This is a genomic window from Mycolicibacterium parafortuitum, from assembly GCF_010725485.1.
GTDB lineage: Bacteria > Actinomycetota > Actinomycetes > Mycobacteriales > Mycobacteriaceae > Mycobacterium.
The window spans coordinates 4,751,245-4,764,596 of the sequence record NZ_AP022598.1 but is presented as its reverse complement, the minus strand read 5'-3'; the positions used below and the strand labels follow the sequence as shown (position 1 = coordinate 4,764,596).

The 13,352-nt window shown below is 69.7% G+C and carries 12 protein-coding genes; 10 read left to right on the top strand and 2 right to left on the bottom strand.

Annotated elements, in window-relative coordinates; genetic code table 11:
* The first annotated feature begins 82 nt into the window (after positions 1–82).
* The 4 genes from NTM_RS22455 to NTM_RS22440 all read left to right on the top strand — a co-directional run bounded on the left by NTM_RS22455 (position 83) and on the right by NTM_RS22440 (position 3,012).
* A complete protein-coding gene (locus NTM_RS22455) occupies positions 83–697 on the top strand; it encodes a riboflavin synthase (RefSeq protein ID WP_104860847.1) in 615 nt (204 codons plus the stop codon).
* A gap of 97 nt (positions 698–794) precedes the next feature.
* The gene (locus tag NTM_RS22450; RefSeq protein WP_104861486.1) at positions 795–2,066 is read left to right on the top strand and encodes a bifunctional 3,4-dihydroxy-2-butanone-4-phosphate synthase/GTP cyclohydrolase II; all 1,272 of its coding nucleotides are present in this window, start codon (positions 795–797) and stop codon (positions 2,064–2,066) included.
* Complete coding sequence (gene ribH / locus NTM_RS22445) at positions 2,063–2,542, top strand: 6,7-dimethyl-8-ribityllumazine synthase (protein WP_104860848.1); 480 nt, start codon at positions 2,063–2,065, stop codon at positions 2,540–2,542. Before NTM_RS22450 ends, ribH begins: the two co-directional genes overlap by 4 nt.
* Positions 2,539–3,012, top strand: a complete 474-nt coding sequence (locus NTM_RS22440) for a PH domain-containing protein (protein WP_163767966.1) — start codon at positions 2,539–2,541, stop codon at positions 3,010–3,012. The genes ribH and NTM_RS22440 overlap by 4 nt, the downstream gene beginning before the upstream one ends.
* Here NTM_RS22440 and NTM_RS22435 read toward each other — a convergent pair.
* Complete coding sequence (locus NTM_RS22435) at positions 2,981–4,912, bottom strand: gamma-glutamyltransferase family protein (protein WP_163769590.1); 1,932 nt, start codon at positions 4,910–4,912, stop codon at positions 2,981–2,983. The genes NTM_RS22440 and NTM_RS22435 overlap by 32 nt on opposite strands.
* A gap of 53 nt (positions 4,913–4,965) precedes the next feature.
* On the opposite strand from NTM_RS22435, the gene uvrC reads away from it, so the two are divergent.
* From uvrC to whiA, 4 genes are read left to right on the top strand one after another with little or no spacing between them, the layout of a single operon-like run.
* Entirely contained in the window at positions 4,966–7,002 is a 2,037-nt protein-coding gene (uvrC, locus tag NTM_RS22430; protein WP_104860850.1) for an excinuclease ABC subunit UvrC, read from the top strand.
* Positions 6,999–7,934, top strand: coding sequence for an RNase adapter RapZ (gene rapZ / locus NTM_RS22425; RefSeq protein WP_163767961.1), 936 nt, complete (start codon positions 6,999–7,001; stop codon positions 7,932–7,934). The genes uvrC and rapZ overlap by 4 nt, the downstream gene beginning before the upstream one ends.
* Positions 7,931–8,962, top strand: coding sequence for a gluconeogenesis factor YvcK family protein (locus tag NTM_RS22420; protein ID WP_163767959.1), 1,032 nt, complete (start codon positions 7,931–7,933; stop codon positions 8,960–8,962). The genes rapZ and NTM_RS22420 overlap by 4 nt, the downstream gene beginning before the upstream one ends.
* On the top strand, positions 8,959–9,936 hold the full coding sequence (whiA, locus tag NTM_RS22415) for a DNA-binding protein WhiA (RefSeq protein WP_104861488.1): 978 nt from the start codon (positions 8,959–8,961) through the stop codon (positions 9,934–9,936). Before NTM_RS22420 ends, whiA begins: the two co-directional genes overlap by 4 nt.
* A 10-nt stretch (positions 9,937–9,946) precedes the next feature.
* On the opposite strand, the gene NTM_RS22410 is transcribed toward whiA, so the two are convergent.
* The gene (locus NTM_RS22410) at positions 9,947–11,473 is read right to left on the bottom strand and encodes an alpha/beta fold hydrolase (RefSeq protein WP_163767956.1); all 1,527 of its coding nucleotides are present in this window, start codon (positions 11,471–11,473) and stop codon (positions 9,947–9,949) included.
* 36 nt (positions 11,474–11,509) lie between these two features.
* Between NTM_RS22410 and NTM_RS22405 the strand changes: the two genes are divergently transcribed.
* Together NTM_RS22405 and gap are read left to right on the top strand one after the other, a co-directional pair.
* Positions 11,510–12,223 carry an ABC transporter substrate-binding protein gene (locus NTM_RS22405; protein WP_104860853.1) on the top strand — a complete coding sequence of 238 codons (714 nt, stop codon included), beginning with the start codon at positions 11,510–11,512 and terminating at the stop codon, positions 12,221–12,223.
* Positions 12,224–12,325: 102 nt separating this feature from the next.
* Positions 12,326–13,348, top strand: coding sequence for a type I glyceraldehyde-3-phosphate dehydrogenase (gap, locus tag NTM_RS22400; protein ID WP_083145317.1), 1,023 nt, complete (start codon positions 12,326–12,328; stop codon positions 13,346–13,348).
* Positions 13,349–13,352 lie beyond the last annotated feature (4 nt).

The following is a 13,352-nucleotide window of genomic DNA, read 5'->3' as shown; positions in this document are numbered from 1 at the left end:
GGCACGTGGGTGCCCGGGCCGGTAGCGGACCGCCGATGCGGTGGCTGAACTGCGTGTTCGGTGACGTTCTAGGCTGGTCGGCGTGTTCACTGGAATCGTCGAAGAACTGGGCGAGGTCGTCGCCAAGGAGGACCTGGGTGACTCGGCGCGCCTGGTGATCCGCGGGCCCGTCGTCACCTCCGATGCCGGCCATGGGGATTCGATCGCGGTCAACGGCGTGTGCCTGACCGTGGTCGACGTACTCGACGGTGATTCGTTCAGCGCCGATGTGATGAACGAGACACTGAGCCGCTCGAGTCTGCGCGGCATCGACGTCGGCGCCCGCGTGAACCTCGAACGCGCGGCCGCGGTGAGCAGCCGCCTCGGTGGTCACATCGTGCAGGGCCACGTCGACGGCACCGGTGAGATCGTGTCCCGGACCCCGTCCGAGCACTGGACCGTGGTGCGGGTCTCGCTGCCCGCCGAACTGTCCCACTACGTCGTCCACAAGGGCTCTATCACCGTCGACGGGGTCTCGCTGACGGTTTCGGGGCTCGGCGACGACTGGTTCGAGGTGTCGCTGATCCCGACGACGCTCGGCATGACGACGCTCGGCCACGCCGCGGTCGGCAGCCCGGTGAACCTCGAGGTGGATGTGATCGCCAAGTACGTCGAACGGCTCCTGGAGAAGAAGGGCGAGTTGCCCGCCGGTGACTGATGCCCCACCCAGGGGCAATAACCGGGGCCTTGCCGTGGTTCATACTGAAGGGCATCGAGACGAGGTTCCGTGCCCGGAACCGGCAAGGGTGGTGAGGATGACGAGGCTGGATTCGGTCGAGCGCGCGGTTGCCGACATAGCCGCAGGCAAGGCCGTGGTCGTCATCGACGACGAGGACCGGGAGAACGAGGGCGACCTGATCTTCGCCGCCGAGAAAGCCACCCCGGAACTGGTGGCGTTCATGGTGCGCTACACCTCCGGGTACCTGTGCGTCCCACTGGCCGGTGACATCTGCGACCGGCTCGGCCTGCTGCCGATGTACGCGGTCAACCAGGACAAGCACCAGACCGCCTACACCGTGACCGTCGATGCGAAGAAGGGTGTCGGAACCGGTATCTCGGCGATGGACCGGGCCACGACGATGCGGCTGCTCGCCGATCCCGACGCGGTCGCCGACGACTTCACCAAGCCCGGTCACGTGGTGCCGTTGCGCGCCAAGGACGGTGGCGTGCTGCGCAGGCCGGGACACACCGAGGCCGCCGTCGACCTGGCCCGGCTCGCCGGTCTGCAGCCCGCGGGCGCGATCTGCGAGATCGTCAGCCAGAAGGACGAAGGCGCGATGGCGCAGACCGACGAGCTGCGGATCTTCGCCGACGAGCACGATCTGGCGCTGATCTCGATCGCCGACCTGATCGAGTGGCGGCGTAAGCACGAAAAGCACATCGCCCGGGTCGCCGAGGCGCGCATCCCGACCCGCCACGGCGAGTTCCGCGCCGTCGGCTACACCAGCATCTACGAGGATGTCGAGCACGTCGCACTGGTCAAGGGTGACATCGCGGGCCCGCACAGCGACGGCCACGACGTGCTGGTGCGGGTGCATTCGGAGTGTCTGACCGGTGACGTGTTCGGCTCGCGCCGCTGCGACTGCGGTCCGCAGCTGGACGCCGCGCTGGCGATGGTCGCGCGCGAGGGCCGCGGCATCGTGCTCTACATGCGCGGCCACGAGGGCCGCGGCATCGGGCTGATGCACAAGCTGCAGGCCTATCAGCTCCAGGACGCCGGCGACGACACCGTCGACGCGAACCTGAAGCTCGGGCTTCCCGCCGACGCCCGCGACTACGGCATCGGCGCGCAGATCCTCGTCGACCTCGGGGTGCGGTCGATGCGCCTGCTGACCAACAACCCGGCGAAGCGGGTCGGCCTCGACGGCTATGGCCTGCACATCATCGAGCGGGTGCCGCTGCCGGTGCGGGCCAACGCGGAGAACATCCGCTATCTGATGACCAAGCGCGACCGGATGGGCCACGACCTGGTCGGCCTCGAGGACTTCGACGAAGCCGTCCCGGGCGAGTTCGGCGGCGCGGTATGAGCGGCCAGGGAGTTCCCGACCTGCCCCCGATCGATGCCAAGGACGTCAAGCTCGGCATCGTGGCCAGCACCTGGCACGAGAAGATCTGCGACGCGCTGCTCGCCGGCGCGGTCAAGGTCGCCGAGGAGGCCGGGATCAGCGACCCGACCGTGGTGCGAGTGCTCGGCGCGATCGAGATCCCCGTCGTCGCGCAGGCACTCGCGCAGACCCATGACGCCGTGGTCGCTCTCGGTGTGGTGATCCGCGGAGAGACACCGCATTTCGACTACGTCTGTGATGCCGTCACGCAGGGTCTGACCCGGGTGTCGCTGGATGCGTCCACCCCGGTCGCCAACGGGGTGCTCACCGTGAACACCGAACACCAGGCGCTCGACCGTGCCGGGCTGCCCGGTTCCGGCGAGGACAAGGGCGCCCAGGCGGCCGCGGCTGCACTGTCGACCGCGCTGACGCTGCGCCGACTCGCCGCCGGCTCATGAGTGGCGACTGGGACCTCGAGGTCAAACCGCATCTGACCCCGATCTTCGCCTGGGGCGCCGCGGCGATCATCGTCGCCGCGCATGTCGTGGTCGGCGCCCTGCTGAAGATCGGATCGACCGGGGTGTTCTTCCGCACGGCCGACCAGATCGCGATCGCGCTGGTCGGTGTCGTGATCGCCGCGTTGGTGACGCTGTTCGCGCGGCCGCGGCTGCGGGTCGGCCCGGCCGGGGTGGCGGTGCGGAACCTGTTGGGCTACCGCCTCTTTCCGTGGGACACCGTGGTCGACGTGTCGTTTCACCAGGGTGCCCGCTGGGCTCGGCTGGATCTGCCGGACGACGAGTACGTCCCGGTGATGGCGATCCAGGCCGTCGACAAGGCCCGTGCGATCGACGCGATGGACCAGGTGCGCGCGCTCCTGGACCGCTACACGCGCGACCTCAACTCGCAGGGCCGCCCACATCGCCCGTGACCGCGCCCTCCCGGCGCGGGTCGGCGCCGCCGACCCAGCCGCCGGGTGCCCGCACGATCGCCGACAGTCCGCTGGACTGATCGGCCAGGTCCACCTTGTGGCCGAGTTCGCGCAGGCCCCGCACCAGCGGGTCGTTGCCGCCGTCGTCTGAGGTGTCGATCACCGGGTGCTCGCCGCCGACGTTGGTCTCGGGCGAGTTGTCCGCACCGAAGTCGACCATCGATACCGCCTGCTGCGGATCCAGATTCCAATCGAGCATCCCCACCACGGTTTTGACGACGAACTGGATGATCGTCGCGCCGCCGGGCGAGCCTACGACTCCGTACAGCTCGCGTCGCGCGCCGGGCCCGGCCGGGGTGAAGATCAGCGTCGGCGCCATCGTGCTGCGCGGCCGTTTCCCGGGTTCGACGCGGTTGGCCACCGGTGTGCCGTCCGGGCCGGCGGGCTCGGCGGAGAAGTCGGTCAGCTGGTTGTTCAGTAGGAAGCCGTTCACCATGTGGAACGAGCCGAACGCCGATTCGACCGTGGTGGTCAGCGACGCCGCGTTGCCCTGTGCGTCGACGACGCTGACGTGGCTGGTGCCGTGTTCGGGTATCGGCGCGACCGGGGCGGCCGGCGCGCCGAAGTCGCCGGGCTCGGCGGTGCCCATGGCCTTCTCGGTCGAGATCAGCGCGGCGCGCCCGGCCAGGTAGTCGCTGCCCAGCAGGAGGTCCGGCGATCCGCCGGGCAGCGGCACGAAGTCGGAGTCGGCGACGTAGCGGTCCCGATCGGCGTATGCCAGCCGCTCGGCCTCGGAGATCAGATGCACACCCAGCACCGTCGGCCGGCCACCGTCGAGGTCGACGTCGGTGGGGGCGTACTGCGCCATCGGGAACCGCTCCAGCATGCCGAGGGTCGCCGCGACGGCGATGCCGCCCGACGACGGCGGCGGCATCCCGCAGATCTGCTTGCCCCGGTACGGCGTGCAGATCGCCTGGCGGGGTTTCGCGGTGTATCCGGCGAGGTCCTCCAGCGTCATCAGGCCGGGGGTGCGGCCACCGGACGGGTCGGCTACCGCGGCCACGATGTCACGGGCGATGTCGCCGGTGTAGAACGCGGCGGGATCGGCGGCGATGGCGCCCAACGTCTTCGCATAGGCCGGATTGGTCAGCCGGGCCTGTGCGGTCTTCGCGCTGCCGTCGGGGTTCAGGAAGTAGGCGGCCGCCTCTTCGTCGGCCGCGAGCCTGGGCGCCGCGTCGGCGATCGCCGCCGCCAGTCGTGGGCTGACGTCGAAGCCGTCGTCGGCCAACTGGACGGCGGGGGAGAACAGCTCGCGCCACGGGGTGCTGCCGTGCTCGGCGTGCACGTCGGCGAGCATCCGGACGATCCCGGGCACGCCGATCGAGCGCCCCGAGGCCCTCGCGTCCGGCAGCGGTTCGGTCCGGTCGGTGTCGGACACCCAGCGCAGATAATTCTCGGTCGCCGCGGCCGGGGCGACCTCGCGGCCGTCGAAGGCCTGCACCGAGTCGGTGGCCGCGTCGTAGTACAGCAGGAATCCGCCGCCGCCGAGCCCCGAGGACTGCGGCTCGACGAGGCCGAGCACCGCCTGCGCGGTGACCAGTGCGTCGGCCGCGGTGCCGCCGTCGCGCAGTACCTCACACGCGGCGCGGGTGGCCAGTGGATTGGCGGTGGCGACCGCGTAGGTCCGGGTCTGCACCGCGGTCATGCCGGAGCGGTAGCCGGTCGCGGTCTCGGGGTCGGACTCGTTCTGACGGGCGTCCGATTTCGTCTCCGCCGCACCGTCGGCGGCGATGTCGCACGGTCCTTGCGGGGCGGCAGGTGTGTCCTGCGTCGCCGAGCAACCGGCGAGTATCAGCGTCAGCCCCAGCAGAGCGGCGCTCAGGCGGCGGGTGGCCCGCATCACTGCCACGGAGGTGGATCTACCCCGTCGTGGCCCGGCAGTAACCTGGGACCGTGCCCGATCCAGCGACGTACCGACCCGCTCCCGGGTCCATCCCCGTCGAGCCGGGCGTCTACCGTTTCCGCGACCCGCACGGGCGGGTCATCTACGTCGGCAAGGCCAAGAGTCTGCGCAGCAGGCTCAACTCGTACTTCGCCGACATCTCCGGTCTGGCGCCGCGCACCCGGCAGATGGTGACGACGGCGGCCAGCGTCGAGTGGACGGTGGTCGGCACCGAGGTCGAGGCGCTGCAGCTGGAGTACAACTGGATCAAGGAATTCGATCCGCGGTTCAACATCCGCTACCGCGACGACAAGTCCTATCCGGTGCTCGCGGTGACCCTCAACGAGGAGTATCCGCGGCTGAAGGTGTACCGGGGTCCGCGCCGTAAAGGTGTGCGCTATTTCGGGCCGTACTCGCATGCGTGGGCGATCCGCGAGACACTCGACCTGCTGACCCGGGTGTTCCCGGCGCGCACCTGCTCGAACGGAGTCTTCAAGCGGCATAGCCAGATTGACCGGCCGTGCCTGCTCGGGTACATCGACAAGTGCTCCGCGCCGTGCGTCGGGCGCGTCGACGCCGAGCAGCACCGCAGGATCGTGCTGGACTTCTGCGATTTCCTCGCGGGCAAGACCGACAAGCTGATCCGCGACATGGAACGCCAGATGAACGCCGCAGCCGAGGAACTCGACTTCGAACGCGCCGCCCGGCTGCGCGACGACATCGGCGCGATGCGCCGCGCGATGGAGAAGCAGACCGTGGTGCTCGGCGACGGCACCGACGCCGATGTGGTGGCCTTCGCCGACGACGAACTCGAGGCCGCGGTGCAGGTCTTTCACGTGCGCGGCGGGCGGGTGCGGGGCCAGCGCGGCTGGGTGATCGAAAAGTCCGGTGAGCCAGGCGAATCGACGCTGGAGTACCTCGTCGAGCAGTTCCTGACCCAGTTCTACGGCGACCAGCACGCGCTCGGCGGCGCCAGCGACGCCGGCGGTGACGAGGCCACCAACCCGGTACCCCGGCAGGTGCTGGTGCCCTGCCTGCCCGAGACGGCGCACGAGTTGGAGACGTGGCTGAGCGGGCTGCGCGGGTCCCGGGTCGCGCTGCGGGTGCCCCAGCGCGGCGACAAGAAGGCGTTGGCCGAGACCGTCAAGCGCAACGCCGAGCAGGCACTGAACCAGCACAAGCTCAAGCGGGCCGGCGATTTCACCGCCAGAAGCGCTGCGCTGCAGAGCATTCAGGAGACCCTGGGGCTGCAGGACGCCCCGTTGCGCATCGAGTGCATCGACATCAGCCATGTGCAGGGCACCGACGTGGTCGCGTCGCTCGTGGTGTTCGAGGACGGGCTGCCGCGCAAGTCGGACTACCGCCACTTCGCGATCCGGGAGGCCGCGGGCGACGGCCGCTCCGACGACGTCGCGTCGATCGCGGAGGTGACCCGGCGCCGGTTCCACCGGCACCTGCGCGACGCTCAGGAGCCCGACGAGAGGGACGCCGGCGCCGATTCCGCCGCCGGGGCGGCTCCGGAAGGCAGACCGCGCAAGTTCGCCTACCCGCCCAACCTGTTCGTCGTCGACGGCGGCGGGCCGCAGGTCAACGCCGCGCAGGCGGTCCTCGACGAGTTGGGCATCAGCGATGTCGCGGTGATCGGGCTGGCCAAACGTCTGGAAGAGGTGTGGGTGCCCGCGGAACCGGATCCGCTGATCTTCCCGCGCAACAGTGACGGGCTCTACCTGTTGCAGCGGGTTCGCGACGAGGCGCACCGGTTCGCGATCTCATATCACCGCAGCAAGCGGTCGAAGCGGATGACGGCGTCGGCGCTGGATTCGGTGCGCGGGCTCGGCGAGCACCGGCGCAAGGCGCTGGTGACGCACTTCGGTTCGCTGGCCAAGATCAAGCAGGCGTCGGTGGAGGAGATCACGGCGGTGCCCGGGATCGGGGCCGCGACGGCGCGGGCGGTGCTGGAGGCGCTCGGCGCCGCACCGGATGCCGACCCCGATTCGCAGGCGGCTGCCGCGGTTATCGGCAATGATCAGAGCACGGTAACGGGATGACTAGGCAGGGCATGCACGACGAACTGCGCGGGGAAGTTGACAGTGCTGTCGACGACGAGTCCATCGACAACGGAATCGACGTGGTCCTGGTCACCGGCATGTCCGGAGCCGGCCGCGGCACGGCGGCCAAGGTGCTCGAAGACCTCGGCTGGTATGTCGCCGACAACCTGCCGCCCGAACTGATCGCGCGGATGGTCGATCTCGGCCTGGCCGCGGGCTCGCGGATCACCCAGCTCGCCGCGGTGATGGACGTCCGCTCGCGGGGGTTCACCGGCGACCTGGACTGGGTGCGCAGCGAACTGGCCACCCGCAACATCGTGCCCAGGGTCGTGTTCCTGGAGGCCTCCGACGACATCCTGGTCCGTCGCTACGAGCAGAACCGGCGCAGCCATCCGTTGCAGGGCAACCAGACGCTGGCCGAGGGCATCGCCGCCGAGCGGGCGTTGCTGGCCCCGGTGCGGGCCTCGGCCGACCTGGTGATCGACACGTCCTCGCTGTCGGTGCACGGGCTGCGCGAGAGCATCGAGCGCGCGTTCGCCGCGGAGACCGTGTCGGTCACCAGCGTCACCGTCGAGTCGTTCGGCTACAAGTACGGCCTGCCGATGGACGCCGACACCGTGATGGATGTGCGGTTCCTGCCCAATCCGCACTGGATAGACCGGCTGCGCCCGCACACCGGGCAGCACCCCGAGGTCCGCGACTACGTGCTCGGCCAGGCCGGCGCCGTCGAGTTCCTGGACTCCTACCATCAGCTGCTGAACGTGGTCATCGACGGTTACCGCCGGGAGGGCAAGCGCTACATGACGGTCGCGATCGGCTGCACCGGCGGGAAGCACCGCAGTGTGGCGATGGCCGAGGCGTTGGCGCAACGGCTGCAGAGCGGCCCCGCGCTGACGGTGCGCGTGCTGCACCGCGACCTGGGGCGCGAATGAGCAGCCCCCGCATCGTCGCGCTCGGCGGCGGCCACGGCCTGTATGCGACGCTGTCCGCCGCACGCCGGTTGACCCCGCACGTCACCGCGATCGTGACCGTCGCCGACGACGGCGGCTCGTCGGGGCGGCTCCGCAACGAACTCGACGTGGTGCCGCCCGGTGATCTGCGAATGGCGTTGGCGGCGTTGGCATCCGACAGCCCGCACGGCCGGTTGTGGGCCACCATCATCCAGCATCGCTTCGGCGGCAGCGGTGCGCTGGCCGGCCACCCGATCGGCAACCTGATGCTCGCCGGCCTCAACGAGGTGCTCGCCGACCCGGTCGCCGCACTCGACGAACTCGGCCGCATCCTCGGCGTCAAGGGCCGGGTGTTGCCGATGTGCCCGATGGGGCTGAGCATCGAGGCCGACGTGGTCGGCCTCGAATCCGATCCGCGGGTCAGCCGCGCCATCCGCGGTCAGGTGGCGATCGCGACCACGGTCGGCAAGGTGCGCCGGGTCAGGCTGATTCCGCCGGATCCGCCGGCCACCCACCAGGCGATCGACGCGATCATGAACGCCGACCTCGTCGTCCTCGGGCCGGGCTCGTGGTTCACCAGTGTGATCCCGCATGTGCTCGTGCCTCAACTGATCGCGGCGCTGCAGGCCACCAGGGCCCGGCGCGCACTGGTGCTGAACCTGGTCGCCGAGCCGGGGGAGACCGCGGGCTTCTCGGTGGAACGCCACATCCACGTGCTGGCCCAACATGCCCCCGGCTTCACGGTGGACGACATCATCGTGGATTCGGCGCGGGTGGTCGGTGACCGGGACCGCGACCAACTGCGTCGCACCGCCTCGATTCTGGGCGCCGAGGTCGAGTTCGCCGATGTGTCCAGACCTGGTACACCTTTACATGACCCGGCGAGGTTGGCCGCGGCCTTGGAGGGCGTTCGCAGGCGGGGCATGTCGGCCGACCCGGAGGAACCCGCTGCGACAGCGCAGCCCACCCAGACAGTGAACGAACCGAGAGGTGACGACCCGTGGCGATGACAGCCGAGGTCAAGGATGAGCTGAGCCGCTTGGTGGTCAACTCGGTGAGTGCCCGCCGCGCCGAGGTGGCCTCGCTGTTGCGGTTCGCCGGCGGCCTGCACATCGTGTCGGGTCGCGTCGTCGTCGAGGCCGAGGTCGACCTCGGCATCATCGCGCGCCGGCTGCGCAAGGACATCTACGACCTGTACGGCTACAACGCCGTCGTGCACGTGCTGTCGGCCGGCGGGATCCGCAAGAGCACCCGCTATGTGGTGCGCGTCGCCAAGGACGGGGAGGCGCTGGCCCGCCAGACCGGCCTGCTGGATCTGCGTGGCCGCCCGGTGCGCGGCTTGCCGGCCCAGGTCGTCGGCGGCAGCGTCGCCGACGCCGAAGCCGCTTGGCGCGGAGCGTTTTTGGCCCACGGTTCGCTGACCGAACCCGGCCGCTCGTCGGCGCTGGAGGTCAGCTGCCCCGGACCGGAGGCGGCGCTGGCACTGGTCGGCGCGGCACGGCGGCTCGGGGTCAGCGCGAAGGCCCGCGAGGTGCGCGGCAGCGACCGGGTGGTGGTGCGCGACGGCGAAGCCATCGGCGCGCTGCTGACCCGGATGGGTGCCCAGGACACCCGGCTGACGTGGGAGGAGCGGCGCATGCGCCGCGAGGTGCGCGCGACCGCCAACCGGCTCGCCAATTTCGACGATGCGAACCTGCGGCGCTCGGCCCGTGCCGCGGTCGCCGCGGCCGCCCGGGTGGAACGCGCGCTGGAGATCCTCGGCGACAGCGTGCCCGACCATCTCGCCGCCGCGGGCACGCTGCGGGTCGCGCACCGGCAGGCCTCGCTGGAGGAGCTGGGCCGGCTCGCCGATCCGCCGATGACCAAAGATGCTGTGGCAGGCCGGATTCGGCGCTTGCTGTCGATGGCAGACCGCAAGGCCAAGCAGGAGGGCATCCCGGACACCGAGTCCGCGGTGACACCGGACCTGCTCGAAGACGCCTGAGTTCCGGTTCTCAGGCCGCGACGGTCAGCGGCACCCGGTTGGCCGCCGGATTGGCCGCCAGTGCCTCCAGCACGACGGCCCAGGTGAGCGGGCTGGTCACCATGTTCAGGTGTCCCAGCAGCAGTCCGGGGTGGCGGTCCTGCAGCACGATGTTCGTCACGTTCGGACCGTCGAGTGCCTGGTTCGTATACGGGGTCGCGACCTCGTCGTAGACGGTGCTGATGTTCGTGTACAGCACGCCGGGCCGGGTGTCGCCGTCGCCGTAGACCTCGTCGAGGAACGGGGAGCCGACGGATTGCTGGTAGATGGCGGGCGCGATGGCCTCGGAGATCCCGATGTAGAGCTGGCGCAGGATCGGCAGTTTCAGCACCAGACCGACCAGACCCATGAAGTCGCTGCCGTGGTGGCCCGGCCCGATCCCGATCAGCTGCGAGACCTTCGCGGCGCCGCCCATGGCGTTGATGTAGTACGACGGCAGCGCGCCGCCGCCCTGTGAGTGCCCGATCAGGATGACCTGCGGGGCTCCGGTTTCGATGAGCACCCGGTCGATCTCGGCGTCGAGTTCGGCGGCGGACTTCCTGATGTCGGCGATCGACTGGAGTGGGAAGCGCGGATTCGAGGTCACATTGCCGTAGTTGAACGTGTAGACCTTGTAGCCCGCCGCGGCGAGCGCGGGCGCGCCGGCATACCAGTTGACACCTTGGGTCAGCACCGTCGAGTTCAGCAGGATGACCGGCAGCGGATGCTCATCGGTGACCGTCGTCGTCGGGTCGTTCGCGCCGGGCGGTGGCTTCGTCGGATCGAACAACCCGCGCATGTCGAGCAGGCCGTAGCCGACGGAATGCTGGTCGGCGCCCGGCTCGTGCAACCGTCCGCCGACCAGCGTGCGGCCGACGGCCGCCGCGGTGTTGGCCACGATCGTGGCCAACAGGTGCGGCACACCGTAGAACGCATCCGGGCCGACGGCTTCGGCGACCGCCATGGCGGCGGCGTGCACCACCGACACGACGATGGTGCCGACGTCGGACACCCCGCCGGCCAGTTGCCTGCCGAGCGTCGGGCGAACAGGCGGGGCGGTGCTCGTCTCCGCGGTGTCTGCTGGGTTCTCGGCCCCTGCTGCGTCGTCGATGGCCGCGGTGCGCAGCGGTGTGCGGGGTCGAAGCTCGACCACTTCCTCGGCTACCTCGTCGGCTGCGTCGGCTACCTCGTCGGCTTCCTCCGCTTCCTTGGCCCGGTTGCGGGTGGTCTCGGTGGTTCTGCTGTCCGTGCCGTCCCCGGAGGTCTCGGCCCCCTCCGACGTTCCGCTGTCGGCGCTGCTTCTCGCCGGGCGCGACGGCTTCGCCGGCACCCGGTCGACGCGGTCGGTCTGCGAGGTGGCGGCCGAGCTCGCCGTCGACCCCGAGGTGTCGTCGTCGGCATGGGCGACACCTGCCGAGAGTCCGATCACCGCCCAGGAGCACAACATCGCCGCGGCCAGCACGAGTCTCATCGGGCGTGCGTCCACCACCAGGCCTTTCTCCGGGATTGCCAGGACCATAGCGGTTCGCCGCCGATGCGACCTAGGTTTGACGGCATGACGACGCTGCGAGTCGGGGTGGCCTATCCGGATCCGCCGTTCAACGCGATGCCCGGACACACCGGCCTGGAGATCGAGGTGATGACCGCGCTCGCCGACGCGATCGGCGAAGACGTCGAGTTCATCCCCTACGACTGCGCGGATCTCGACGCGATCTTCGACCATCTCGCGGCGGGGGAGTTCGACTGCGTAGTCGGCGGGATCACCGTCACCCCGGAGCGGCAGGCCCGCGCCGCGTTCCTGCCGCCGTACCTGGTCGCGGGCCAGGGACTCGCCGTCGACACCGACCGGCTGCCGCAGGTGCGCTCGGTCGACGACCTGGACGGCCTGACGATCGGAGTGCAACGGGGCAGCACCAGTGAGCGGATCGCCTCCGACCTCGTCGCGGCGGGTAAGGCTGCGCGCGTGCGGGTCTACGACTACGGCGCGATCAGCACCGCGATCGCCGACCTGGTCACCGGCGGCTGCGATGCGGTGATGAAGCTGGCGCCGGCGCTGGCCGAACTCGTCCGCGAGGTCCCGCAGGTCGACCTGGTGCAGCGCGGCCTGTCGGTGGAGGACATCGCGATCGCGGTCAACCCGGACAACCAGCAACTGTTGGCCAGGTTGCAGGTGGCACAGGCCGAATTGGAGGACGACGGCACCCTGCAGCGCATTCGCCGCCGGTGGCTCGGGAACCCGTACGTCGACCAGAGTCTGGGCGTCCTCTGAACCCGGCAGGGGGGACTGGGCGCAGGTCGAAGGGGTACTACTAGGCTGGCGGCGAGCATTGCCGAAGTTTCATGAATGAGCCACTAGGCAGAGGAGACAGACGTGACGATCCGGGTAGGCGTGAACGGTTTCGGCCGTATCGGACGCAACTTCTTCCGCGCGCTGGACGCGCAGAAGGCCGAAGGCAAGAACACCGACATCGAGATCGTCGCGGTCAACGACCTCACCGACAACGCCACCCTGGCGCACCTGCTGAAGTTCGACTCGATCCTGGGCCGGCTGCCCTACGACGTGAGCCTCGAAGGTGAGGACACCATCGTCGTGGGCGACACCAAGATCAAGGCGCTCGAAGTCAAGGAAGGCCCGGCGGCCCTGCCCTGGGGCGACCTCGGTGTCGACGTCGTCGTCGAGTCGACCGGCATCTTCACCGCCCGCGCCAAGGCGCAGGGTCACCTCGACGCCGGCGCGAAGAAGGTCATCATCTCGGCGCCCGCCAGCGACGAGGACATCACCATCGTGCTCGGCGTCAACGACGACAAGTACGACGGCAGCCAGAACATCATCTCCAACGCGTCGTGCACCACGAACTGCCTCGGCCCGCTGGCCAAGGTGATCAACGACGAGTTCGGCATCGTCAAGGGTCTGATGACCACGATCCACGCCTACACCCAGGACCAGAACCTGCAGGACGGCCCGCACAAGGATCTGCGCCGCGCCCGCGCCGCCGCGCTGAACATCGTGCCGACCTCCACCGGCGCCGCCAAGGCCATCGGCCTGGTACTGCCTGAACTCAAGGGCAAGCTCGACGGCTACGCGCTGCGCGTGCCGATCCCGACCGGCTCGGTCACCGACCTGACCGCCGAGCTGAGCAAGTCGGCCACCGTCGACGAGATCAACGCCGCGATGAAGGCCGCCGCCGAGGGCCCGCTCAAGGGCATCCTGAAGTACTACGACGCGCCGATCGTCTCCAGCGACATCGTCACCGACCCGCACAGCTCGATCTTCGACTCGGGTCTGACCAAGGTCATCGACAACCAGGCCAAGGTCGTCTCCTGGTACGACAACGAGTGGGGCTACTCCAACCGCCTCGTCGACCTCGTCGGCCTGGTCGGCAAGTCGCTCTAACAGC